The organism is Prevotella communis (genome assembly GCF_022024115.1).
GTDB lineage: Bacteria > Bacteroidota > Bacteroidia > Bacteroidales > Bacteroidaceae > Prevotella > Prevotella communis.
In genome coordinates this window covers 268,892-293,549 of sequence record NZ_CP091792.1, presented here as the reverse complement: position 1 = coordinate 293,549, position 24,658 = coordinate 268,892, and the positions used below count along the sequence as shown (strand labels likewise).

Genomic DNA, 24,658 nt, shown 5'->3' with positions numbered 1-24,658 from the left:
TGTTTAATCTTTAATGTTTCGCTCGACATCCCGTAGGGTGGCGCTTGCTACCGAAGGGACGCAAGAATGATTGCAGGCTTTAATGAAACTCATAAACAGTGGATGGGGATGCAGCACCGTTGAAGAATATTCGGGATGGAACTGCGTGCCGATGTACCAGCGCTTCTCAGGAATCTCCACGATCTCCACCAGGTTGGCGGCAGGATTGATACCCACGCACTTCATGCCCTTGGCCTCGTACTCCTCCTGATATTTGTTGTTGAACTCATAGCGGTGACGGTGGCGCTCGCTAATCAATGTCTCGTCGCCATAGGCCTCGTAGACCTTGCTGCCCTTCACCAGCTCACACTCATAGGCACCCAGACGCATGGTACCGCCCATCTGCGTGACACTCTTCTGCTCCTCCATGATATCGATAACATTATATTTTGTATTGGCATCCATCTCTGCGCTGTTAGCATCTTTATAGCCCAACACGTTGCGTGCAAACTCAATCACCATCATCTGCATGCCCAGACAGATACCAAAGGTGGGGATATCGTGTGTACGGGTATATTCCGCAGCGATAATCTTGCCTTCAATTCCGCGCTGACCGAAACCCGGACAGATCAGTACGCCCTGCATGCCCTTCAGTTTCTCAGCAATATTTTCCTTTGTCACCTCCTCGCTGTTAACGAATTGAATCTTTGCCTTTACATGATTATATATACCGGCCAGGTTCAAACTCTCGCGAATACTCTTATACGCATCCTGCAAGTCGTACTTACCAACCAGTCCAATGCGTACCTCCTTCGTAGCGTTACGCTGCTTGTCAAGGAAATCATGCCAGGGCTTCATGGCAGGCGTCTCTCCAACGGGGATGCCAATCTTACGTAGGATAGCCGCATCAAGTCCCTGTCTCTGCATACTGACAGGCACCTCATAGATAGAGGGCATATCCTCGCTCTGCACCACACACTCCAGGTCCACATTACAGAAAGAAGCCACCTTCATCCTCATGCCGTCGTCCAGATGACGCTCCGTGCGCAGCACCAGGATATCCGGCTGGATACCCATACCCTGCAACTCTTTCACGGAGTGCTGCGTGGGTTTTGTCTTCAACTCATCGGCAGCCTTCAGATAGGGCACGTAGGTCAGGTGCACACACACGGCATTCCTACCCAACTGCCAGCGCAACTGTCGGATGGCCTCCATAAAAGGTGCACTCTCAATATCACCAATGGTGCCGCCCACCTCAGTGATGACGAAGTCGAGCTGTTCATTCTGCTCGTCCTCTCGCAGCATCCTGCGCTTAATCTCATCCGTGATATGAGGCACCACCTGAATGGTCTTGCCCAGATAGTCGCCACGACGCTCACGGTCTATCACCGTCTTGTAGATACGACCGGTGGTGATGGAGTTATGACGCGTGGTATGAATACCTGTAAAGCGCTCGTAGTGCCCCAGGTCCAGGTCGGTCTCCATACCGTCGGCCGTCACATAGCATTCGCCATGCTCATAGGGGTTCAGCGTACCTGGGTCGATGTTGATGTAGGGGTCAAACTTCTGGATGGTTACTTTATAGCCGCGTGCTTGCAGCAATTTTCCTATTGAGGCGGAGATAATGCCTTTTCCCAACGAGGAAACGACACCGCCTGTAACAAAGATATATTTTGTGTCCATAAAACGAATGTATTTTATGGACTGCAAAGTTACGTATTCTTTCACTTTTCAACCGAAAAGCGTCTCATTTTTCAATCTACATTTTCACCCAAAATAACAATCTGCAAGAAAAAGAATGCATTTTCTTGCAGATTGTAACCAGTCGAACAAGCAAAAACTACTCCTTGTCAGAGCGTCCAACAACCATCCCCAGGAACAACTCGTGCAGACGGGTGCCGTCGTCGAGCTCCGGATGGAAGGCGGTAGCAAGCTGATTGCCCTGGCGGGCAGCCACGATATGGCCATCGACGGTGGACAGGACTTCTACCTTGTCGCTCAGCACGCGCTCGATATAGGGAGCACGGATAAAGGTCATGGGAACATCCGTGCCAATGCCTTTGACGGTATCCACGGTATGGAAACTGCCCAACTGCCGTCCGTAGGCGTTGCGGCGCACCTCGATATCCATCGTGCCCAGGCGTCCCTCCGACAGAAGTATCATACCGGCACAGGTGCCCAGGACGGGCATACCTCCGAGGATAGCCTCACGAATAGGTTCGTACAAGCCGAGTTCTTTCAACAGGCGCATCTGAACGGTACTCTCGCCACCAGGCAATACCAATCCATCCCTTGGTTGCTGCCAGTCACTAAGTTGTCGGACCTCAAAGGTCTCCACGCCTAAGCGCTGCAACATCTGCTCGTGCTCTATGAATGCCCCTTGCAGGGCCAACACTGCCACTTTCATTTTCCGCGTTCAGCCATTAAGAGTTGTATTTCCTGCTCGTTGATACCTACCATCGCCTCACCCAGATCCTCTGACAGTTCGGCCAGCAGTTTGGCATCCTTGTAGTTGGTCACGGCCTGCACGATGGCAGCAGCACGCTTGGCGGGGTTACCACTCTTGAAGATGCCACTGCCCACAAACACGCCCTCGGCACCGAGTTGCATCATCAGCGCGGCATCAGCAGGGGTAGCCACACCACCAGCGGCAAAGTTGACCACAGGCAGTTTGCCGTTCTCATGCACAAACTTCACCAGTTCATAGGGCGCCTGCAGTTGTTTGGCAGCCTCAAAGAGCTCATCCTCACTCATGCTCACCAGTCTGCGGATCTCACTCTGCATCAATCGCATGTGACTCACAGCCTGAACCACATCACCCGTGCCAGGCTCGCCCTTGGTACGAATCATCGTGGCGCCCTCAGCAATACGACGCAGGGCCTCGCCCAGATTCTTGGCACCGCAGACAAAGGGAACATCGAATTTCGTCTTGTCGATATGATAGATGTTATCTGCAGGACTCAACACCTCGCTCTCGTCAATATAGTCAATCTCGATAGCCTGCAGAATCTGGGCCTCGGCAATATGACCGATGCGGCACTTCGCCATCACAGGGATGCTCACGGCCTCCTGGATACCACGTATCATCTTGGGGTCGCTCATACGACTCACACCACCCGCTGCACGGATGTCAGCAGGGATTCGTTCGAGGGCCATGACAGCGCAGGCACCGGCAGCCTCAGCAATCCTGGCCTGTTCGGGGGTAGTCACGTCCATGATAACACCACCCTTCAGCATCTGAGCCAACTGGCGGTTGAGTAATGTTCTTTCGTTTGTCATTTGTATTTATTTATTTTTGTGTTGAAATTCCGTTGGCGACTGCCCTTTATGTTTCTTAAAGAAACGCGAGAGATGAGCCTGCGACGAGAAGCCAAGACGCTGGGCGATATCTTTCAGAGGACGGTTGGTAGAGGTAAGCAAAGAGGTTATCTCGTTCATAATGCGCTCGTCGATGATCGCCTTGGGCGAACGTCCGTTGATGCGACGCGTTACCTGTCCTAAGTAGCGGGCACTGACATTGAGTTGCTCAGCATAGAAAGCCACGTCGGCATAGCAATTAAAATAGTGCTCTACAGCCATCAGAAACTGGTTATACAGTTCCTCGCTGCGACTATTCCCCTCAGCATAATCTGCGGGCAACGCTTTCAGGTAAGTCTGCGCATGAAGCATGGCATCCCGATGAGTCTCACCCAGACTGAGATAATAAGCCAGAGCTGACGCCAGTTGATTGGCATCACCATGATGACGCGGACCTGTAGGGAGATCTGACGGACGCAGCACGATGGTGCACAGTGGCAGCAGAAGCCGCTTGATGGACTCATAGACCGTGGCCGACACCAGTTGTTCACCCTTGGTAGAGGTAAGCACCGGCGCATAGATGATTTGACGGGGCTGATATTTGCGCAACACCTCGGCCAGCATCTCCACTACATCCGTACGACGCAACAGTCCTATCTTCACAATCTGTGGCTGCAGGTCATTGATGATAGCCTCCACCTGTTGGCGCACCACAGATGCTGGCAGATCATGAAACTCCTGAATACCCAGCGTATTCTGTACGGTGATAGAGGTGATGACCGATGCCGCCCGTCCACCCAACTCATGGATAAGTCGGATGTCAGCCTGCACGCCAGAGCCGCCTGTGCCGTCAGAACCTGTAATGGTCAATATCGTCGTGTTCATCTGCTGTTATCGCTTAAAACGGTTGCAAAAATACGAAAAAAAGCGGAAACCCAATAAGGATGTTCCGCTTTCGGTAAAAGAAAATGCAGTTTTTGAAAACAAACTATGGTATCAGGGTTAATCCTACTACAAAATAGGCATTCTGAGTGCAAGGGTTAGCAGCAACCTGTGCAAACACAGGGACAGAGAACGAGTCCGTAACCTTTATATCCTTCGTTGCTTTCAACGACAGGTTGGTTACAGCGAAACCACTCGTCCAGCCATTATAGAAATCGGTAGCAAACGGGACGGCGCCAGCCGTGGCAGTCCAATCGACAGAAGCGAGTTTAAATGGGACAATGGCCTCGACATAACTGCTGTAGGCTCGCTTGCCGTCCTTGTTTACACCGTCGTTTCCTGCGAAATTGGTGAACCACTGGAGTGAAGCCACACCAAAGTCGTATCCTACGTTAGCCTCAAACACATGGTTGGTGCCGTGGGCCTCATATTTAAAGTAGCGGTTCAGAGGATCACCACCAACAGCCTGGTTAAACCAGTAATCAGTGATACCGATGTTCAGTCCGCCAATGGTATAAGCCAACGTCAGGTCAAACTCCTTGGTGTCAGCAGGATTCACGAGTCCATAACTGCCCCAGGCTGTCAACGACAGACCTTTATAGGCTACGCCCAGTGTAGGCTGCACAGCTGTGCTACCCAAATCCTGACCACGCCAGATATAACTACTTACAACGTCAGCACTAATCGTTGTCTCTACTTCGTCCTGTGCAAAGGTGGTCATGCTCATGGCCATACCCAATGCGAATAAAACAATCTTCTTCATACGCTTTACTTTTTTATGGAAACAAATTGCCGTAATACACATAATTGACTCGTAATTTCTATTATTTTCATTATGGATAAATTATGATAATTATGGCAATTCGTTTCAGTTAAATAATCGTTTTATTTAAATTAATGATTAGTTGTAGCAAGCCTCTCCGTGCTCATAGATATCGAGACCTTCCTCCTCAATACGCTTATTGACACGCAGTCCGTGGATATATTTAATACCATAGAACAGGATAAATCCGCAAACAGCAGCCCAGAGGTCGATCACGAATACGCCGAAGCACTCCGCACCGAAGAATCCCCAGCCATGACCGTAGAAAGCACCATTGCTGACAGACAGCAGACCGGTCATGATGGTACCCAGGATACCGCAGACACCGTGTACAGAGCTAGCACCTACAGGGTCGTCAATGTGCAGCTTGTGATCAATGAACTCGATGGCGTAAACCAGGACAATACCGCAAACCAGACCGATGATGACAGCACCGAAAGGTGATACGAGGTCACAACCGGCAGTGATACCTACAAGACCGGCCAGCACACCGTTAAGCGTCAAAGAGAGTGAGGGCTTGCCATACTTAATATAGGTGAGGAACATGGTAGAAACACCACCTGCAGCAGCAGCGAGGTTGGTGGTCAGGAACACGTGAGAGATAGCCACGCGGTTCACCTCACCGCTGGCAGCCAACTGAGAACCGGGGTTGAAACCAAACCATCCCAACCAGAGGATGAATACACCCAGAGCAGCCATAGCCAGATTATGACCGGGGATAGCACGGCTCTTACCGTCCTTGTCGTACTTGCCTACACGGGGACCCAGTGCCAGGGCACCAATCAGGGCCAGCACACCACCTACAGAGTGAACGATGGCAGAACCCGCGAAATCATGGAACACATCACCGAAGGTGGTCATCATGAAGCTGTCAGCAGCATCATTACACAACCAGCCACCACCCCAGGTCCAGTGACCCTCCACAGGATAGATAATCAGTGAGATAACGGCACTGTAAACAAGGTACATAGAGAACTTGGTGCGCTCAGCCATGGCACCACTGACGATGGTGGCAGAGGTAGCACAGAATACTGTCTCGAAAATCAAGAATCCCTCTACGGGCAGATCGCTCTCGTAGAAGCTCAGGTCGCCAAAGTTGGGCATACCAATGAAACCACCCAGGGTATCGGCACCAAACATAATACCGAAACCAAGGAAGAAGAACAACAAAGAACCGAACATGAAGTCGACGAAGTTCTTCATCAGGATGTTTGCCGTGTTCTTACTACGTGTAAAACCAGCCTCACACAGCGCAAAACCGGGCTGCATCCAGAAAACCAACATGGCCGCTAATAGCATCCATACGGTATCGAGTGAAATTCCTATTTCGTTCATAATCCTGAAAATCTTAATGTTTTATTTTTAATGTTTAATGTCGAACTATTTCTTGTCTCTCAGTACGGTGTCACCCTTCTCGCCTGTGCGAATAGAATAGGTCTCCAGCACATCACTCACAAAGATACGTCCGTCACCGACCTCACCTGTATGGGCCACCTCAAGCAGTACTTTGATGGTGGGATCCAAGAACTGGTCACGACAAACAATGGTGATGGCTACACGCTCGATGACATCCGTAGAATACATCACACCACGGTAGATACGTTCCTGGCGGCTCTGTCCGATACCATGCACGTCGTGATACTCAAACCAGTTGATATCCGACGTCAGCAGGGCTTCCTTGACCTCTTCAAACTTGGTCTTACGGATAATTGCTTCAATCTTTTTCATACCTTAATACCTTTAATTAATACTACTTGTCACTGTGACTATTCTGAATTCGCTGGCAAAATTACGACCTTTCCCCGACATAGAAAGACATCTTCCCCGGCTTTCGATTTACAATTTTTACACAAATTACAATCTGCAATAAAAACATACGTCTTTGCTTACAATTTGTTATTTTAGCAAAAAATGTAGATTAAAAGGGCAGTAAAATATTTGTTTTTCTTACAGTTTGATATAATTTTGCGCCCGATTTTATAGATAAGAGAAGTTTTATTTAGGATAATATGGAAAGAAGCGAAAGAAAAGGACTCTACCAGAGTGAGTATGAGCATGATGCCTGCGGCGTGGGCATGGTGGTGAATATTCATGGCGGCAAGAGTCATGAATTGGTGGACAATGCACTGAAGGTGCTTGAGAACATGGAACACCGTGGTGCCGAGACACGCGACAAGACCGGCGACGGTGCGGGTATCATGGTACAGATTCCCCACGAGTTTATTCTTCTTCAGGGTATTCCCGTACCTGAAAAAGGAAAATATGGTACCGGACTGGTTTTTCTGCCTAAAGACGAGAAGGCCCAACAGCAGATACTGAGCGTGATGATAGAGGAGATCGAGCGCGAGGGACTGCAACTGATGCACCTGCGCACGGTGCCCACCAACCCGGAGGTACTGGGCGTGGCTGCCCGTGAGGTGGAACCCGACATTAAGCAGATATTTGTAAAGAGGGGACCCACCCCCCATCCCCTCCCTGTAATGGAGGGGAGTGATTACACTCCAGACGAAGAGGAGAAGGCATTCGAGCGCACATTATATATAATAAGGAAGAGAATCGAGAATAGGGTAGCCAAAATGGAGGCATCTACTCCCCTCCCTCACAGGGAGGGGCAGGGGGGAGAGTCCGATTTCTACATTTGCTCCCTTTCTTCAAAGAATATTATCTATAAGGGCATGCTGACCAGCGGACAACTGCGCCGCTACTTCCCCGACCTGTCTAACGATTACTTTACGAGCGGACTGGCTTTAGTCCACTCACGTTTCTCTACGAACACCTTCCCAAAATGGAAACTGGCACAGCCTTTCCGCCTGCTGGCCCACAACGGTGAAATCAACACCATCCGTGGTAACCGCGGATGGATGAAGGCCCGCGAGAGCGTGCTGAACAGTGAGGCGCTGGGTGACATCAAGGACCTGCGCCCCATTGTGCAGGAAGGTATGAGCGACTCTGCCAGTCTCGACAACGTGTTCGAGTTCCTGATGATGAGCGGTCTCTCACTGCCTCAGGCCATGGCCATCCTGGTGCCCGAGAGCTTTAACGACAAGAACCCCATCAGCGAAGACTTGAAGGCGTTCTACGAATATCATTCTATCCTGATGGAGCCCTGGGACGGTCCCGCAGCCCTGCTGTTCAGCGATGGCCGCTACGCAGGTGGTATGCTCGACAGAAACGGTCTGCGCCCCAGCCGCTATACCATCACCAAGCAGGGTATGATGGTGGTAGCCTCGGAGGTTGGCGTGATGGACTTCGAACCCGGCGACGTAGTATCGAAGGGTCGTCTGCAGCCCGGTAAGATCCTACTGATTGACACACAGGAAGGCAAAATCTACTATGATGGCGAGATCAAGGAGAAACTGGCCAAGGCCCATCCCTACCGCGAGTGGCTGAACGAGAACCGCGTACAGCTGGAGAAACTGAAGAGCGGACGTAAGGTGGACAACGGCGTGAGCAACCTCAACGCCAAACTGGTGACCTTCGGCTTCGGTCAGGAGGATATCGACAAGACCATCATCCCCATGGCTACAGCCGGACAGGAACCTGTAGCCGCCATGGGTAACGACACCCCGCTGGCCGTCATCAGTGACCGTCCGCAAATTCTCTTCAACTACTTCCGTCAGCAGTTTGCACAGGTCACCAACCCTGCCATCGACCCCATCCGCGAGGAACTCGTGATGAGTCTGACGGAGTATATCGGTGCTGTGGGAACGAATATCCTGACGCCCGATGCATCCAACTGTAAGATGGTGCGCCTGCCACAACCCGTACTGACCAACACACAACTTGATATACTTTGTAACATCCGCTACAAGGGCTTCAACACCAAGAAGTTGCCTATCCTCTTTGAGATAGCAAAGGGCGAGGAAGGACTTCGTAAGGCGCTCGACAATCTGTGTCATCAGGCTGAAGCCAGTGTAGACGAGGGTGTAAACTACATCATCCTCTCTGACCGCGACCTCGACGAGAAGCATGCAGCCATCCCATCACTGCTGGCTGTCAGTGCCGTTCACCACTACCTGATTAGCGTGGGCAAACGTGTGCAGACCGCCCTGATTGTTGAGAGCGGTGAGATTCGCGAGGTGATGCACGCTGCCCTGCTGCTGGGCTATGGTGCCAGCGCCCTGTGTCCTTACATGACGTTCGCCGTACTTGATGACCTGGTGAAGCACCACAAGATTCAGGAGGAGTACGCCACAGCCGAGAAGAACTACATCAAGGCGGTGGACAAGGGTCTGAAGAAGATTATGTCCAAGATGGGTATCTCTACCATCCGCTCCTATCGCGGTGCCAAGATATTCGAGAGCATCGGACTGAGCGAAGACCTGCTGCGCCGCTACTTCGGTACCGAGGTGAGCACCATCGGTGGCGTGGGCCTGAAGGAGATTGCACGCGATGCCATCCGTCTGCATGCGGCAGGTGGAGTAGGTCGCTGTGCCACAGCGACAAATACAGCCGTGCTGCAGAACCAGGGTCAGTTTGCTTGGCGCAAGGACGGTATCAAGCACGCCTGGAACCCCGAGACCATCGCCAAACTGCAACTGGCCTGCCGTCAAGGCTCGTACGAGAAGTTTAAAGAGTGGTCAAAATTGGTTGACGAGAAAGAATCTCCCATCTTCTTGCGTGACTTCCTTCGATTCAAGAAAGTTACTACTCCCCTCCATGACAGGGAGGGGCAGGGGGGAGGGTCTTCCGTCTCCCTCGACGAGGTAGAGCCCGTTGAGAGCATCGTGAAGCACTTCGTAACAGGTGCCATGTCGTTTGGTGCTTTGAGCATCGAGGCCCACGAGGCACTGGCTCTGGCCATGAACAAACTGGGTACACGCAGTAACACCGGTGAGGGTGGTGAGGACAACACGCGCTATCACTCAGAAGTGGATGGCGTGAGTCTGAGTTCAAAGACCAAGCAGATTGCCAGTGGCCGCTTTGGTGTAACCGCCGAGTACCTGGTGAATGCAGAAGAGATACAGATCAAGGTGGCACAGGGTGCAAAACCTGGTGAGGGCGGACAACTGCCTGGCTTTAAGGTCAACGAGATTATCGCCAAGACGCGTAACGCCATCCCCGGCATCTCGCTCATCTCTCCCCCACCTCATCACGACATCTACAGTATCGAGGACCTGGCACAGCTCATCTTCGACCTGAAGAATATCAACCCAACGGCTGCCGTCAGTGTGAAGCTCGTAGCTGAGAGTGGCGTGGGAACCATTGCCGCCGGTGTGGCTAAGGCCAAGGCCGACCTCATCGTCATCTCAGGTGCCGAGGGCGGTACGGGTGCCAGCCCTGCATCAAGTATGCGCTTCGCAGGTATCAGCCCTGAAATAGGACTGGCTGAGACGCAGCAGACACTGGTCATCAACGGCCTGCGCAATCAGGTGCGCCTGCAGACCGACGGTCAGTTGAAGACTGCTAAGGATGTCATCATCATGGCGATGCTGGGTGCCGACGAGTTCTCGTTTGGTACGCTTCCCCTGATTGTGCTGGGCTGCGTGATGATGCGTAAGTGCAACACCAACACTTGTCCTATGGGTGTGGCCACCCAGAATCCTGAGTTGCGCAAGCACTTTGAGGGAAGGGCTGAGTACGTGGTCAACTACTTCACCTTCCTGGCTGAGCAGGTACGCGAATACCTGGCCGAGATTGGCGTGAAGAGCCTCAAGGAAATCATCGGTCATACCGAGCTCATAGAAGCCACTGTGCCCGAGGCATCAGCATCGGGTTCCGCCGCCGTCGGGAAATGGCGCACCATCGACTTCGCCCGCCTGCTCCACAAGCCCGCTACCGACAAGGCCCTGTACTGGGACCGCGGCGCCTACACCAAGGTGACTGGCGTGAAGGACGAGGAGATGATCAAGGCTGCCCAAAAGGCTATCGACGAGCAGGAAGAGGTGACACTCGACTATGCCATCAAGAATACCGACCGTGCCGTGGGTACCATGCTCAGTGGTGTGATTGCCAAGAAATACGGTGAGGACGGTCTGCCCGACGGCACCATCAAGATCAAGTTCAAGGGCTCTGCCGGCCAGAGCTTCGGTGCCTTTGCCGTGAAGGGTCTGGATCTGCGCCTTGAGGGCGAGACCAACGACTACTTCGGTAAGGGTCTCTCTGGCGGTCGTATCTCTATCCTGCCTCCTGCCCGTCGCAGCGACGACTTCAAGGCCGAGGAGAATATCATCGCTGGTAACACCGGTCTCTATGGTGCCACCTCTGGTGAACTCTACATCAACGGTAAGGTGGGCGAACGCTTTGGCGTGCGCAACTCTGGTGCCATCGCCGTGATTGAGGGTGCCGGCGACCACTGCTGTGAGTACATGACTGGCGGTCGCGTGGTGGTGCTGGGCAAGACAGGACGCAACTTCGCCGCAGGTATGTCAGGCGGTGTGGCCTATGTTTACGACCCCGACCACACGTTCGATTACTTCTGCAACATGGACATGGTGGAACTCTCGCTGGTTGAGGACAGCGTCAGCCGCAAGGAACTGCTCGAGCTCATCCGCCAGCACTACCTGCACACGGGTTCAGCCCTCGCAGGCCGCATGCTCGACGACTGGCACCGCTACATCGAGGACTTCATCCAGGTAGTGCCCATCGAGTACAAGCGCGTGCTCGAGGAGGAGAAGATGAAGAAGCTCCACGAGAAGATTGCCGACATCCAGCGCGACTATTAATCATTTAATGTTTAATCTTTAATGTTTAATGTTTAACGTTTAATGTTTAATCTTTAATGTTTAATGTATTAAGATGGGAAATCCAAAAGCATTTTTAGAGATACACCGCCAGGAGGCGGGATACCGTCCGATTCACGATAGAATCCACGATTTTGGCGAGGTAGAGCAGACGCTCTCTACTCGCGAACGCAAACTGCAGGCCAGCCGCTGTATGGATTGCGGCGTACCCTTCTGCCACTGGGCCTGTCCGCTGGGCAACAAAGCACCCGAGTGGAACGACGCCCTGTACAAAGGCGACTTTGAGTTGGCCTACCGTCTGCTCAACAGCACCAACCCCTTCCCCGAGTTCACCGGCCGCATCTGCCCTGCACTCTGCGAGAAGGCCTGCGTGCTCAACCGCTTCAACCACGAGCCGACCACCAACCGTGAGGACGAGGCAGCCATCACCGAGATGGCCTTCCAGGAGGGCTTCATCGTGCCTAAGACCGATATCGCTCGCAACGGTAAGAAGGTGGCAGTGATTGGTGCCGGTCCTGCCGGACTCGCTGCCGCTAACGACCTCAACCACATGGGATATACCGTTACCGTGTTTGAGAAAAACGAAGCTGCCGGCGGTCTGCTCCGCTACGGTATCCCTAATTTTAAACTGAATAAGGCCGTTATCGACCGCCGCATCGCCCTGCTCGAACAGGAGGGCATCGATTTCCGCTACGGCACCGAAATCACCTCCGCAGCCACCACTCCCACCGGTTCTCCGGCGGGTTCCGCCACCACGCCCGACAGTTCCGCAGCCACCACGCCCGCCGGTTCTCCGGCGGGTTCCTCCATCCTGTCTGTTGCGACCCTGTCGCAGCAATACGACGCAGTAGTCATCTCAACCGGCACCCCCACCGCCCGTGACCTCAAGGCTCCCGGCCGCGAACTCAAGGGCGTACACTTCGCCCTCGAGATGCTGTCTCAGCAGAACCGCGTCCTCGCAGGCATGGAGTTCAGCAAGGACGAACGCGTCACCGCCAAGGGCAAGGATGTGCTGGTCATCGGTGGTGGTGACACAGGTTCCGACTGTATCGGTACGGCCCACCGCCAGGGCTGCAAGAGCGTCACCCAGATTGAGATTATGCCCAAGCCCGTTGAGGGACCCGAGGATCCCAAGAACCCCTGGCCCGAGTGGCCTCGCACCCTCAAGACCACATCCAGTCATGAGGAGGGCTGCACCCGCCGCTGGAACATCAACACCCTGGAGTTCCTGGGTAAGGATGGCAAACTTACCGGCGTGAAGGTACAAGAGATAGACTGGAAGCCCAACCCCGACGGTGGTCGTCCTATCATGATAGAGAAGGGCAAACCCGAAGTCATCAAGGCCGAACTGGTACTCCTCGCCATGGGTTTCCTGAAGCCCGAGCACCCCGAGTACCCTGCCAACGTCTTCGTCTGCGGTGATGCCGCCAACGGTGCCTCACTCGTGGTTCGCGCCATGGCTAGTGGTCGTCAGACTGCACAGAAAGTTAATGGTTTCCTTCAAAAATAACGTTTTATCTTTGAAGTAATAATCCCCGGTCTCCGTGATGGAAATCGGGGATTTTTTCGTACCTCTGACTTCGTCTATAGTACTCTCGCTCGGAAAAACTCAAATACATTTGGTTTTTCACTCACTTATTCGTACCTTTGACGCCCGAATCTAACACAAAGGAAACAATGAGGAAATACGTTGCGTTTTTCACCGTTATCTGCCTATGGCTGAAACTCCCCACCACGACAGGAGCCCAGACACTCCACTACAACCAGCCGGCCACGTTCTTCGAGGAGGCGCTCGTCATCGGCAACGGCACCATGGGCGGCATCGTCTATGGCGGCACCCGGACCGACAGGATATCACTCAATGATATCACGCTATGGACGGGCGAGCCGTGTAATATGCAGGTCTATTCGCCCGACGCCCACAAATCCATCCCCGCCATCCGTGAGGCGCTCAGCAAGGGCGACTACCGGGAGGCCGACCGTCTGCAACGCGACGTGCAGGGACATTTCTCACAGAATTATCAGCCGCTGGGACAACTCACCATCGAGTATCTCGACACCACGGAGGCCGTCTCCGGCTATCGCCGCTGGCTCGACATCGGTGACGCCACGGCCCATACCACCTACCAGCGCGGCAAATACCGCTATACCACGGAGTATCTGGCGTCCCATCCCGACTCCGGACTGGTCATCCGCATCACCACCAACCATCCCAGGGGCATCCATGCACGACTGTCGCTGAGCTGTCAGCTGCGCCACACCACATCGGCCAACGGCCAGACACTCACCACCGACGGCTATGCCGGCTATGCCTCACTGCCCAGCTACTACGATGCCAGGGAGAAGTTCGCCTACGACCCTCAGCGCGGCATCCACTTCCGCACCAAGGTGCAGGTCAGCGCCAGGAATGTCAGGGCCGAGGGGGAGACGCTCCTCGTGGATGGCGCCAAAGAGGTGACGCTCTACATCGTCGATGCCACCTCGTTCAACGGCTACGACAAGGACCCCGTCAAACAGGGAAAGCCATATCAGCAACTGGCCGACGCGCGCCTGCGCCATCTTTCCGGCATCCCCTACAAGACCATCCGACAGTGCCACATCAAGGACTATCAGTCCCTCTACAACCGCGTCAAGCTCTCATTGACCGCCGACTCGTCAACTTACTACGCCCCTCCCTCACAGGGAGGGGATGGGGGAGAGTCGACCGACGCCCAGCTCCGTGCCTACACCGACGAGTCACTCTTCAATCCCGACCTCGAAGCCCTCTATTTCCAGTACGGCCGCTACCTGCTTATCAGTTGCTCGCGCACGCCCAATGTGCCGGCCAACCTGCAGGGCCTGTGGAACGAGAGCATCCTGCCGCCCTGGTCGTGCAACTACACCAGCAATATCAATGTGGAGGAAAACTACTGGGCGGCCGAGACGGCTGCGCTGCCCGAGATGCACCAGTCGCTCTTCACCTTCATGAAGGAACTGCAGGGCTCTGGCGAACTCACCGCCAAGGCCTACTACGGTGTCAACCGCGGCTGGTGCCTGGCACATAATACCGACATCTGGGCCATGACCTGTCCTGTGGGTCTCCACACCGGCGACCCCATGTGGGCCAACTGGAACATGGGGGGTGCCTGGCTCGCCACCCATATCTGGGAGCACTACACCTTCACGCTCGACAAAGCCTTCCTGCGCGAGTACTATCCCGTTCTCAAAGGTGCAGCCGAGTTCTGCCTCGCTTGGCTTCAGCCCCTCTCCGACTACACCCCTCAGCCCTCACCCCTCTCACATCTTACATCATCCATCAGCCCTCTTACATCAGACATCTCACATCCTACATCATCCATCAGCCCTCTTACATCAGACATCTCACATCTTACATCATCCATCAGCCCTCTTACATCAGACATCTCACATCCTACATCATCCATCAGCCCTCTCATCACCGCCCCTGCCACTTCGCCCGAGAACTCCTTCGTCACCCCCGACGGCTATCACGGGCGCACCTGCTTCGGTGGCTTTGCCGACATCGCCATGATTCGCGAATGCCTCACCGATGCCCGCGACGCCGCCCTTGTACTCAGCGATTCCTGTAGTGTGCCCGGCGGTTCCTGTAGTGTGCCCGGCGATTCGGTCGCCGGGTTCCCCTCCGTCGCCGGGTCCCCCTTCATCACCGAACTCAACGCCGCCATCGCCCGCCTTCACCCCTACAAAATCGGTAAGAAAGGCAACCTCCAGGAGTGGTTCTACGACTGGGAAGACGAGGATCCGCACCACCGCCACCAGAGCCATCTCTTCGGCATCTATCCCGGCCATCACCTCGACGACGGCACCAACACCAAGGAGGCACTCCACCGTGCCGCCTCACGCACCCTCGAACTCAAGGGCGACAAGACCACGGGCTGGAGCACGGGCTGGCGCGTGAATCTCTACGCCCGCCTGCATGATGCCAGGAATGCCTATCATATCTACCGCAAACTGCTCAGCTACGTCAGTCCCGACGGCTACCGCGGTCCTGATGCCCGTCGTGGCGGCGGCACCTACCCCAACCTGCTCGACGCCCATTCGCCCTTCCAGATCGACGGTAACTTCGGTGGCTGTGCTGGTGTCATCGAGATGCTCATACAGAGTGAATACACTGTGTGTGAGGGGTCTCCCCTCACAACCCTCGAACTCCTTCCCGCCTTGCCCGACAACTGGAAGGACGGTTCCGTCAGCGGCATCCGTGCCCGTGGCGGCATCACCGTCGACATGACATGGCAGGACAAACGGATCACGCACCTGACGCTCACCGCCCAACAGCCCTGCACGGTAACGCTCCTTGCCAACGGCCAGCAGCAGACCCTGAAACTGAAGAAAGGGGCCTTGGCCTGTTGGTAAACTTTCAATCTGTAACAAAAAAGCCACATTTTCCGAACAAGAAATATCAAAATGCGCTATTTTTTCAACAAAATATTTTCAATTTGATACTTTCAACTGATTTTTACCACTAAAACCAGTCGGTTCGTTTCTATATCCTGTCATTTTGCATTACCTTTGCATCCGATAAGAAAAAAAGACAGCACATGAGCAAGATACCCTTCACAAAAATGCACGGTTGCGGCAACGACTACATCTATGTCAATGTAGCACAGCACCCCATCGATGACCCTGTGGCAGCGGCCATCAAATGGAGCGACCGTCATAAGGGCATCGGCTCCGATGGATTGGTTTTGATTGGCAAGAGTTCTATGCCCGAGGCCGACTTCACCATGCGCATCTTCAATGCCGACGGCAGTGAGGCCATGATGTGCGGCAACGCCTCGAGATGTATCGGAAAATACCTCTTTGGGAAAGGCCTCACCACGAAGACAGAGATCCGTCTGCTGACGCTGTCGGGCATCAAGGTGCTCTATCTGCATATCACCGATGACATCGTAGAGAGCGTCACCGTGGATATGGGCGAACCGATACTGGAAGATGCCACACAGTTCATCGCTTCCCGAGGACTGGATATGGGCACGTTTGTATCGATGGGCAACCCGCATTTCGTCATCTTCACAGAGAATGTCGACCAGGTAGGCGAAACTGGCCGTTCACTGGAATACCATCCGGCCTTCCCGCAACGCTGCAATATAGAATTTGCCCATATTGAGGCCGACGGCAGTATCCGCACCCGTGTTTGGGAACGTGGCAGCGGCATCACTCAGGCCTGCGGCACAGGCGCATGCGCCACGGCCGTGGCAGCCGCCCTGACCGGCAAGGCTGGCCGCACCTCACAAATCGTGATGGATGGCGGCACGCTGAACATCGAATGGTGCGAAGCCGACCGCTCGGACGGAGGACGCTTTTTCCAGAAGAACCACGTCTATATGACGGGGCCTGCCGCCTTCGTCTTTGACGGCGAGCTAGAACAATAATTATCCATTATCAATTGTAAATTATCAATTAGTAATATATGGCATTAGTTAACGAACATTTCCTGAAACTGCCAAACAACTATTTGTTTGCAGATATAGCCAAGAAGGTGAACGCCTTCAAAGTGATGCACCCCAAGGCCGACGTCATCTCCATGGGTATTGGTGACGTCACCCAGCCGCTGTGTCCCGCCGTGATAGAGGCGATGCACAAGGCTGCCGACGAGATGGGCACCGCTGAGGGATTCCGCGGCTACGGTCCTGAGCAGGGCTACGATTTTCTGCGCGAGGCCATTCTGAAGAACGACTTCCTGCCGCGTGGCATCCACCTCGATATCGACGAGATCTTCGTGAACGACGGTGCCAAGAGCGACACCGGTAATATTCAGGAACTGATTCGCTGGGACAACTCCATCGGCGTGACCGACCCTATCTATCCGGTGTATATCGACTCCAACGTGATGATTGGTCGCGCCGGAACAGTTGAGGACGGCAAATGGTCAAACGTCATCTACATGCATTGTAATGCAGAGAACGGTTTTGTACCGCAGATTCCCAAACGTCGCGTGGACGTCATCTACCTCTGCTATCCCAACAACCCCACAGGTATGGTCATCACCCGCGAGGAACTGCGCAAATGGGTGAACTATGCCCTTCATAATGATGCGCTGATCTTCTACGACGCAGCCTACCAGGCTTATATCCAAGACGACAGCATCCCCCACTCCATCTATGAGATTCGTGGTGCCCGCAAATGTGCCATCGAGTTCCACTCATACTCAAAGACGGCCGGCTTCACGGGCATCCGTTGTGGTTATACCGTCGTGCCAAAGGACCTGACGGCAGCCACGCTCACAGGCGAGCGCATCGCCCTGAACCCCCTGTGGTACCGTCGCCAGTGCACCAAGTTCAACGGCACCAGTTATATCAGTCAGCGTGCCGCCGAGGCTATCTACACCCCAGAGGGTAAGCAGCAGGTAAAGGCCACCATCGATTACTATATGCAGAATGCCAAGAAGATGCTCGCCACCCTGCGCTCGCTGGGCTATGAGGTCTATGGCGGCGAGAACGCCCCCTATATCTGGATGCGTGTGCCCGACGGTAACAGTTCATGGCAGTTCTTCGAGAACCTGCTCTACGGGGCCAACGTGGTCTGCACGCCTGGTGTGGGCTTTGGTCCTGCCGGCGAGGGCTATGTGCGTTTCACGGCCTTCGGCAGTCATGAGAAAACGGATGAGGCGCTGGACCGCATCACCACTTGGAGCAAGAAATAAATTGATAATTGAAAATTGACAATTGATAATTAGATAGGATTATGTGCGGAATCGTTGCGATATTGAATGTCAAGGAGCAGACACACGAGCTGCGTGAACAAGCGTTGAAGATGAGTCAGAAGATCCGTCATCGCGGACCCGACTGGAGTGGCATCTATTCTGGCGGAAGTGCTATCCTGGCCCACGAGCGTCTGAGCATCGTTGACCCCGAATCAGGTGGTCAGCCACTGTTCTCACCCGACAGGAAACAGGTCTTGGCTGTCAATGGCGAGATCTATAACCATCAGGATATACGCCGCCGCTATGCTGGGAAGTATGAGTTCCAGACGGGCTCCGACTGCGAGGTCATCCTGGCGCTCTATCGCGAGAAAGGTGTTGACTTCCTCGAAGACCTGAGCGGCATCTTTGCCTTCGTGCTCTACGATGAGGAGACCGACGAGTTTCTCATTGCCCGCGACCCCATCGGTGTGATTCCCCTTTATATCGGTTGCGATGCCGACGGCAAGGTGTATGTGGCCTCCGAACTGAAAGCGCTCGAAGGACAGTGTGAGCACTACGAGCCGTTCCTGCCCGGTCATTACTATTGGAGTGCCGACCCAGGCATGAAGCGCTACTACAAGCGCGACTGGTTCAAATATGATGCCGTGAAGGATAATCCTGCCTCTGTCGAGGCTGTCCACGATGCGCTGGAGGATGCCGTCAGGCGTCAGCTGATGTCCGACGTGCCCTATGGTGTGCTCCTCTCTGGCGGTCTCGACTCCAGCGTCATCTCTGCCATTGCCGAGAAATACAGTGAGATGCGCATCGAGGACAATTCAAAGACCAAGGCCTACTGGCCCCGCCTGCACTCGTTTGCCGTGGGCCTGAAGGGCGCGCCCGACCTGGCCAAGGCCAAACTCGTGGCAGACCATATCGGTACCGTTCACCACGAGATCAACTATACCATTCAGGAAGGACTGGATGCCATCCGTGATGTCATCTATTTCATCGAGACCTACGATGTCACCACCGTCCGTGCCTCAACCCCTATGTATCTGCTGGCACGTGTCATCAAGTCGATGGGTATCAAGATGGTGCTCAGTGGCGAGGGGGCCGACGAAATATTTGGTGGCTATCTCTATTTCCACAAGGCGCCATCGGCCAAGGACTTCCACGAGGAGACCGTGCGTAAGCTCTCCAAACTCTATCTGTACGACTGTCTGCGAGCCAACAAGAGTCTCTCTGCCTGGGGTGTCGAGGGGCGCGTGCCTTTCCTCGACAAGGAGTTCCTGGATGTGGCCATGCGTACCAATCCCAAGGCCAAGATGTGTCCAGGTAAGACCATAGAGAAGAAAATTGTCCGCGAGGCCTTTGCGGATATGTTGCCCGAAGAGGTGGCCTGGCGCCAGAAGGAGCAGTTCAGCGATGGCGTAGGCTACAGTTGGATTGACACGCTCAAGCAAATCACCTCTGAGGCTGTATCCGATGAACAGATGGCTCATGCTGCCGAACGCTTCCCTATCAACCCGCCAAAAAACAAGGAGGAGTATTACTACCGCTCTATCTTTGCCGAGCACTTCCCCAGCGACTCTGCCGCCATGAGCGTACCCAGCGAGGCTTCCGTGGCCTGCTCCACAGCCATCGCCCTGGAATGGGATGCTGCCTTTAAGAACATGAACGACCCTAGTGGCCGAGCTGTGAAAGGTGTTCACGAACAGGCTTATCAGTAATTCTGAGAAAAACTGCCGGCAATCCGTTCATTATTCATTATTTCTTTGTAATTTTGTATCCGCAAACAGACAGATACTGATTGATGGAACAAAATAACGGAACACTACGGACCGACGACGACACGTCGGGTATGTTGCGCACCGCGTGGGACTTCGTCGAGAACACGGGGCGCAGCATTTTTTTGACTGGTAAGGCGGGAACGGGAAAGACGACGTTCCTGAAGGAGGTGATGGCAGGCTCCAGGAAGCGCCCCATCGTGGTGGCGCCAACGGGTGTGGCAGCCATCAATGCCGGGGGCGTCACCATCCACTCCTTCTTCCAGTTGCCCTTTTCGCCCTATGTACCGGGCGCCAAGGTGGAAAACAAGTTTGATTTCAGTCGTGAGAAACGCAAGATCATCGCCTCGATAGACCTGTTGATTATCGACGAGATATCGATGGTACGTGCAGATCTGCTCGACGCCATCGATGCCGTGCTCCGGCGTTTCCGTGAACACGACCAGCCCTTTGGTGGCGTGCAGCTGCTGATGATTGGCGACCTGGCCCAGCTCACGCCCGTCGTCACCCCTGAGGACGAACGAATCCTGAAACCTTATTACAGCACCCCTTACTTCTTTGCGTCGAAGGCCCTCCAGCAGATTGACTATGTCACCATCCAGCTGGAACATGTCTATCGCCAGCAGGATGCCTCGTTCATCAATATATTAAATGAGGTACGCAACGGCCATCCGTCGGAAGCGGTGCTGGCAAAGCTGAACAGCAGACTTTCCCCCCAGCCCCTCCCTGCGAGGGAGGGGAGTGGTTACATCCGACTGACCACTCACAATAATATCGCCAACAACTATAATGAGTCTGAGTTGCGGAAACTGTCCACGCCTGCCTATACCTACCGCGCAGAAATCAAGGGCACGTTCCCGGAATACTCCTATCCCACGGCCGAGGCACTGGTCCTGAAGGAGGGCGCACAGGTGATGTTCGTAAAGAACGACCCCTCGGGCGACCACCGGTATTATAATGGTCGCATCGGACGTGTGATGGAGGCCGGCGACAACCGTCTCACCGTCTATTGCGAGGGCGACAGCGAGGCCATCGAGGTGGAACCGCTGGAATGGGAGAACACCCGCTACACGCTGAACGAGAAGACACGCGAGATTGAGGCCGAGGTGCAGGGCACCTTCAAGCAACTGCCCCTGCGACTGGCCTGGGCCATCACCATCCATAAGAGTCAGGGACTGACCTTCGACCACGCCATCATCGATGCCAACCAAAGTTTCGCACCCGGACAGGTGTATGTGGCCCTGAGCCGCTGCCGCACCCTCGAAGGTCTGCTGCTGGCATCGCCCCTGGAGGCGCGTTCCATCATCAACGACAAACGGGTCGACTCATACATTGCCCAACAGGAGTACGAGGCTGAGCGAAGCATCTGTCAGCTGCCCCTGCTCAAACAGGAATACGAGCGCTATCTGCTGTTGCAGCTCTTCGATTTCCGCTCCGTCCTTGCCCTGCAGGAGACCATGGTGCGCATCTTCGCTGAGTTCTTCTACCACAGTCATGCCTCCCTGAAACAGTTGCACGACCAGGCCCTGATGGACCTGCGCCAGCGCGTCCTCGACGTAGCCGGCAAATGGCAGCAGATCATCCAGTCGATGCCGTACGAGGGCCTGCACGAGGCCGACTTCCAGGACCGTGTGATGCGCAGTGCCGGGTATTTCTCCGACCAGTTGCGAGAGATTCTGGCCAAGCCCATCGAACTCAGTGCCAAGGTAGAGACACAAAACAAGCAGGCAGCGCGCCGCCTCGACAATGCCCTGCCCGACCTCAGGCAGGCATGCCTCAGTCGTCGCTATCTGCTCGAGAAGATGGCCGAGATGGGATTCTCCGTCGACAACTACCTGCACGAAAAACAGATGTCGATGCTCGATGCCCTAAGCGAGGATGACGTAAAGGCCAAGCGCCAGCGTAAGCCGAAGGCCTCCAAGGCCCCCAAGGAGGTGAAGCCCAAGACTTGGGAGATATCCCTCCAGCTCTATCAGGATGGCATGAAGCCCGACCTCATCGCCAAGGCACGGAGCCTCACGCTGGGCACCGTCATCGGACACCTCACCCGCTATGTGGAATCCGGTGAGGTATCTTTCGACGACCTCGTGCCGGCAGACCACCAGCAAACCATCCGGCGCATCATCACCAAGATTGGCGTCACCGAGGGCTCCAAGGCTATCAAGAACCTCTGTCCACCCGACATCACCTACGATGAAATCCGCCTGGTGATGCAACACATGCAACAAAAAAAGGAATCATAAATGACACAGACATACGCACTATTCTTCGATATCGACGGTACACTGGTGAGTTTCAAGACCCACGAGATACCACAGTCCACCATCCAGGCGCTGACACAGGCCAAGGCCAATGGTTCGCGCGTGTATATCGCCACGGGCCGGCCACCGCTCATCATTACCAACCTGGGGGCTATCGAACCACTGATCGACGGCTATATCACCACCAATGGCGCACTGTGCTATGTGGGCACCGAACTGGTCACCTGCCAGCCTATCCCCAAGGAAGATGTTCTGACATGCGTGAACGACTGCCAGGAGAAAGGCAACAGCCTAATTGTGGTGGGCCGTAAGGACGTGGCCGTACTCGACCCCAAGGGCGACGTGGACCGTATCTTCCGCCAGATGCTGGCTGTGAAGAATCTCGACAAGGCGTCACCGCTCGACGAGGTGCTCCAGCAGGATATCCTGCAGCTCACGCCGTTCTTCCCGGCCGACTACGAACCGGAACTGATGGCGCGCATGCCCCAGTGCGTCTCTGGCCGCTGGCATCCGGAGTTTACCGACATCACGGCCAACGGGGCCGACAAGGGCAAGGGTATCCTCGCCATGGCACGCCACGAAGGCTTCGACGTCAGTCGCACCATTGCTTTTGGTGATGGCGGCAACGACACCTCCATGATCATCCAGGCGGGTATCGGTGTGGCCATGGGCAACGCCATTGAGGAGTTGAAACAGCAGGCCGACTATATCACCACGTCTGTAGATGATAATGGTATCCTCAATGCCCTCCGGCACCTGCATGTCATTTAAGGAAAAACCTTCGTTTTCCGGGTCCAATTCATCTGTTTTTCCCCTAGATTGGCAGATATGAGAAATGAAAGTTAAAATTTGGTTAAAGGTTTTTACATCTGCACGTGATTTTCCTTGAAAATAGGTACTTTTGTGCCTCAAAAAAGGATAACACATATCATGATTAAAAATTTTAAGCTAATTGCTACTCTTTGCACCGCTGTTCTCTTCGCATCATGCGAGAAAGCGGTATTCGATGAAAACACTGAAGAAGAAACGGTCATCGAGGCTCCTACAACAGCCCGTCTCAACATCGTCATGCGTGCCGCCACCAGCGACGAGAATGCCGTGAAGGATGGCAGAATCTACATTTTCAATGAGAAGGGAAAATGTGTACAGTTGCTCTCTACCAGCGAGGAAAGCAACGCGGCTACAGTCACAATGGCCGCAGGTACATACGACCTATATGCCGTGGGAGGAGAAGACCTCTCACGGTTTATTTTGCCCTCTCAGGAATCAGCTACCCCCAAGAGTATCATCAAGCGGATGACAGACAAGACCATGGACGACCTGCAGATTAAACACGCCACGGTGAGCATAGCCGACGGTGAGGAGATGACGCAGAATATGTCATTGGCCCACAAAGTCATCTGTATTGATGAACTGGAAATCCTGCAGGTGCCTTCAGGCGTCACAAAGGTTGAGGTCATGCTCACCCCGCTCTACAGTGGAGTTTATCTGGATGGCGAATATCCTGAAGCACCCACGGAGTCATACCGCATCATGCTCAACAGACAGGAGGATGAGAAAACATGGAAGGCGTCACCCAACCAGATGCTGTTCCCCTCGAAGGGCATGCCCAATATCAAGATAGCGTTCACCACCGAGGATGGTACCACAAGCTATTCCTACACCGCCTCAGAGGATTTCCCTGCCAACCACCACTACGCCATCATCGGTACCTGCAAGGCGGCCCAGGGCGTCACGCTGACAGGTGTCCTGACGTCGGAGGACTGGGGCGAGAAGCGCACAATCACATTCGATTTTGATGATAGTCAGAAGGGCTTCTCCAAACCCGAGGCAGGCAAGTTCTGCAGTGGCTATTATGTTGTTTCTACCGACGCCACCAACAGGACCGCCGTCCTCTTGTCGCCCGAAACCGTCCCATATGCAGCACCTGCAAAAGGCGAGGAGGCCAGCGTCTGGCTGGAGGCATTAAACACCGCACTGGCAGCTACGGCAAAACCATCTGGCATAACGAACAGTTGGCGATTGCCTACGCTCGATGAGGCCGCCTGCTTTACAACGGGCAGTCAGGCTGCTTTTGTGGAAGGAAAGGGCATGACAAAGAGTTTCTATGCCACGAAGGACGGGACTCTGTACTGGACCTACGGCTCAGAGTCAACGGAAGGCAAGGAACAACATTTCGGTACAACGGGGTTTGCCGACTTTGTGCTGCTCCGTCCGGTCATTGACATCAAATACTAAGACAACAT

Annotated in this window: 16 protein-coding genes; 9 read left to right on the top strand and 7 right to left on the bottom strand. The window is 54.2% G+C overall.

The window, feature by feature from the left end; all coding sequences use genetic code 11:
* Window positions 1-3: 3 nt before the first annotated feature.
* The 7 genes from pyrG to L6468_RS01130 all read right to left on the bottom strand — a co-directional run bounded on the left by pyrG (window position 4) and on the right by L6468_RS01130 (window position 6,769).
* A complete protein-coding gene (gene pyrG / locus L6468_RS01160; RefSeq protein ID WP_237794467.1) occupies window positions 4-1,662 on the bottom strand; it encodes a CTP synthase in 1,659 nt (552 codons plus the stop codon).
* A 157-nt stretch (window positions 1,663-1,819) separates the two neighbouring features.
* On the bottom strand, window positions 1,820-2,386 hold the full coding sequence (pdxT, locus tag L6468_RS01155; RefSeq protein WP_237794465.1) for a pyridoxal 5'-phosphate synthase glutaminase subunit PdxT: 567 nt from the start codon (window positions 2,384-2,386) through the stop codon (window positions 1,820-1,822).
* On the bottom strand, window positions 2,383-3,258 hold the full coding sequence (pdxS, locus tag L6468_RS01150; protein WP_237794463.1) for a pyridoxal 5'-phosphate synthase lyase subunit PdxS: 876 nt from the start codon (window positions 3,256-3,258) through the stop codon (window positions 2,383-2,385). The genes pdxT and pdxS overlap by 4 nt, the downstream gene beginning before the upstream one ends.
* 6 nt (window positions 3,259-3,264) lie before the next feature.
* A complete protein-coding gene (locus tag L6468_RS01145; RefSeq protein ID WP_237794461.1) occupies window positions 3,265-4,161 on the bottom strand; it encodes a bifunctional hydroxymethylpyrimidine kinase/phosphomethylpyrimidine kinase in 897 nt (298 codons plus the stop codon).
* Window positions 4,162-4,264: 103 nt separating this feature from the next.
* Entirely contained in the window at window positions 4,265-4,981 is a 717-nt protein-coding gene (locus L6468_RS01140; RefSeq protein ID WP_237794459.1) for a hypothetical protein, read from the bottom strand.
* A 138-nt stretch (window positions 4,982-5,119) separates the two neighbouring features.
* The gene (locus L6468_RS01135; protein ID WP_237794452.1) at window positions 5,120-6,376 is read right to left on the bottom strand and encodes an ammonium transporter; all 1,257 of its coding nucleotides are present in this window, start codon (window positions 6,374-6,376) and stop codon (window positions 5,120-5,122) included.
* 45 nt (window positions 6,377-6,421) lie between these two features.
* Window positions 6,422-6,769, bottom strand: a complete 348-nt coding sequence (locus tag L6468_RS01130) for a P-II family nitrogen regulator (protein WP_091816563.1) — start codon at window positions 6,767-6,769, stop codon at window positions 6,422-6,424.
* Window positions 6,770-7,050: 281 nt separating this feature from the next.
* Here L6468_RS01130 and gltB point away from each other — a divergent pair, with 281 nt between their 5' ends.
* The 9 genes from gltB to L6468_RS01085 all read left to right on the top strand — a co-directional run bounded on the left by gltB (window position 7,051) and on the right by L6468_RS01085 (window position 24,650).
* Window positions 7,051-11,706, top strand: a complete 4,656-nt coding sequence (gltB, locus tag L6468_RS01125) for a glutamate synthase large subunit (protein ID WP_237794434.1) — start codon at window positions 7,051-7,053, stop codon at window positions 11,704-11,706.
* Window positions 11,707-11,779: 73 nt separating this feature from the next.
* Complete coding sequence (locus L6468_RS01120; RefSeq protein WP_237794433.1) at window positions 11,780-13,234, top strand: glutamate synthase subunit beta; 1,455 nt, start codon at window positions 11,780-11,782, stop codon at window positions 13,232-13,234.
* A 167-nt stretch (window positions 13,235-13,401) separates the two neighbouring features.
* Entirely contained in the window at window positions 13,402-16,095 is a 2,694-nt protein-coding gene (locus L6468_RS01115; protein WP_237794431.1) for a glycoside hydrolase family 95 protein, read from the top strand.
* 185 nt (window positions 16,096-16,280) lie between these two features.
* Window positions 16,281-17,114 (top strand): diaminopimelate epimerase, encoded by an 834-nt coding sequence (gene dapF, locus L6468_RS01110; RefSeq protein ID WP_237794429.1) that lies wholly within the window; start codon window positions 16,281-16,283, stop codon window positions 17,112-17,114.
* Window positions 17,115-17,152: 38 nt separating this feature from the next.
* Entirely contained in the window at window positions 17,153-18,385 is a 1,233-nt protein-coding gene (locus tag L6468_RS01105) for an LL-diaminopimelate aminotransferase (RefSeq protein WP_237794422.1), read from the top strand.
* A 41-nt stretch (window positions 18,386-18,426) separates the two neighbouring features.
* On the top strand, window positions 18,427-20,094 hold the full coding sequence (gene asnB / locus L6468_RS01100) for an asparagine synthase B (RefSeq protein WP_237794413.1): 1,668 nt from the start codon (window positions 18,427-18,429) through the stop codon (window positions 20,092-20,094).
* Between the two features lie 83 nt (window positions 20,095-20,177).
* Entirely contained in the window at window positions 20,178-22,394 is a 2,217-nt protein-coding gene (locus L6468_RS01095; RefSeq protein ID WP_237794411.1) for a helix-turn-helix domain-containing protein, read from the top strand.
* The gene (locus L6468_RS01090) at window positions 22,395-23,183 is read left to right on the top strand and encodes a Cof-type HAD-IIB family hydrolase (protein ID WP_091851269.1); all 789 of its coding nucleotides are present in this window, start codon (window positions 22,395-22,397) and stop codon (window positions 23,181-23,183) included.
* Window positions 23,184-23,342: 159 nt separating this feature from the next.
* Window positions 23,343-24,650 (top strand): FimB/Mfa2 family fimbrial subunit, encoded by a 1,308-nt coding sequence (locus L6468_RS01085; RefSeq protein WP_237794410.1) that lies wholly within the window; start codon window positions 23,343-23,345, stop codon window positions 24,648-24,650.
* The last annotated feature ends 8 nt before the right edge of the window (window positions 24,651-24,658 follow it).

Excerpts from the sequence above, each read along its gene's own strand:
- L6468_RS01085 (WP_237794410.1), top strand. The coding sequence starts at position 23,343 with ATGATTAAAAATTTTAAGCTAATTGCTACTCTTTGCACCGCTGTTCTC.
- L6468_RS01120 (WP_237794433.1), top strand. The coding sequence starts at position 11,780 with ATGGGAAATCCAAAAGCATTTTTAGAGATACACCGCCAGGAGGCGGGA.
- dapF (WP_237794429.1), top strand. The coding sequence starts at position 16,281 with ATGAGCAAGATACCCTTCACAAAAATGCACGGTTGCGGCAACGACTAC.
- L6468_RS01135 (WP_237794452.1), bottom strand. The coding sequence starts at position 6,376 with ATGAACGAAATAGGAATTTCACTCGATACCGTATGGATGCTATTAGCG.
- L6468_RS01090 (WP_091851269.1), top strand. The coding sequence starts at position 22,395 with ATGACACAGACATACGCACTATTCTTCGATATCGACGGTACACTGGTG.
- L6468_RS01145 (WP_237794461.1), bottom strand. The coding sequence starts at position 4,161 with ATGAACACGACGATATTGACCATTACAGGTTCTGACGGCACAGGCGGC.
- L6468_RS01130 (WP_091816563.1), bottom strand. The coding sequence starts at position 6,769 with ATGAAAAAGATTGAAGCAATTATCCGTAAGACCAAGTTTGAAGAGGTC.
- pdxT (WP_237794465.1), bottom strand. The coding sequence starts at position 2,386 with ATGAAAGTGGCAGTGTTGGCCCTGCAAGGGGCATTCATAGAGCACGAG.
- L6468_RS01140 (WP_237794459.1), bottom strand. The coding sequence starts at position 4,981 with ATGAAGAAGATTGTTTTATTCGCATTGGGTATGGCCATGAGCATGACC.
- L6468_RS01115 (WP_237794431.1), top strand. The coding sequence starts at position 13,402 with ATGAGGAAATACGTTGCGTTTTTCACCGTTATCTGCCTATGGCTGAAA.
- L6468_RS01095 (WP_237794411.1), top strand. The coding sequence starts at position 20,178 with ATGGAACAAAATAACGGAACACTACGGACCGACGACGACACGTCGGGT.
- gltB (WP_237794434.1), top strand. The coding sequence starts at position 7,051 with ATGGAAAGAAGCGAAAGAAAAGGACTCTACCAGAGTGAGTATGAGCAT.
- L6468_RS01105 (WP_237794422.1), top strand. The coding sequence starts at position 17,153 with ATGGCATTAGTTAACGAACATTTCCTGAAACTGCCAAACAACTATTTG.
- asnB (WP_237794413.1), top strand. The coding sequence starts at position 18,427 with ATGTGCGGAATCGTTGCGATATTGAATGTCAAGGAGCAGACACACGAG.
- pdxS (WP_237794463.1), bottom strand. The coding sequence starts at position 3,258 with ATGACAAACGAAAGAACATTACTCAACCGCCAGTTGGCTCAGATGCTG.
- pyrG (WP_237794467.1), bottom strand. The coding sequence starts at position 1,662 with ATGGACACAAAATATATCTTTGTTACAGGCGGTGTCGTTTCCTCGTTG.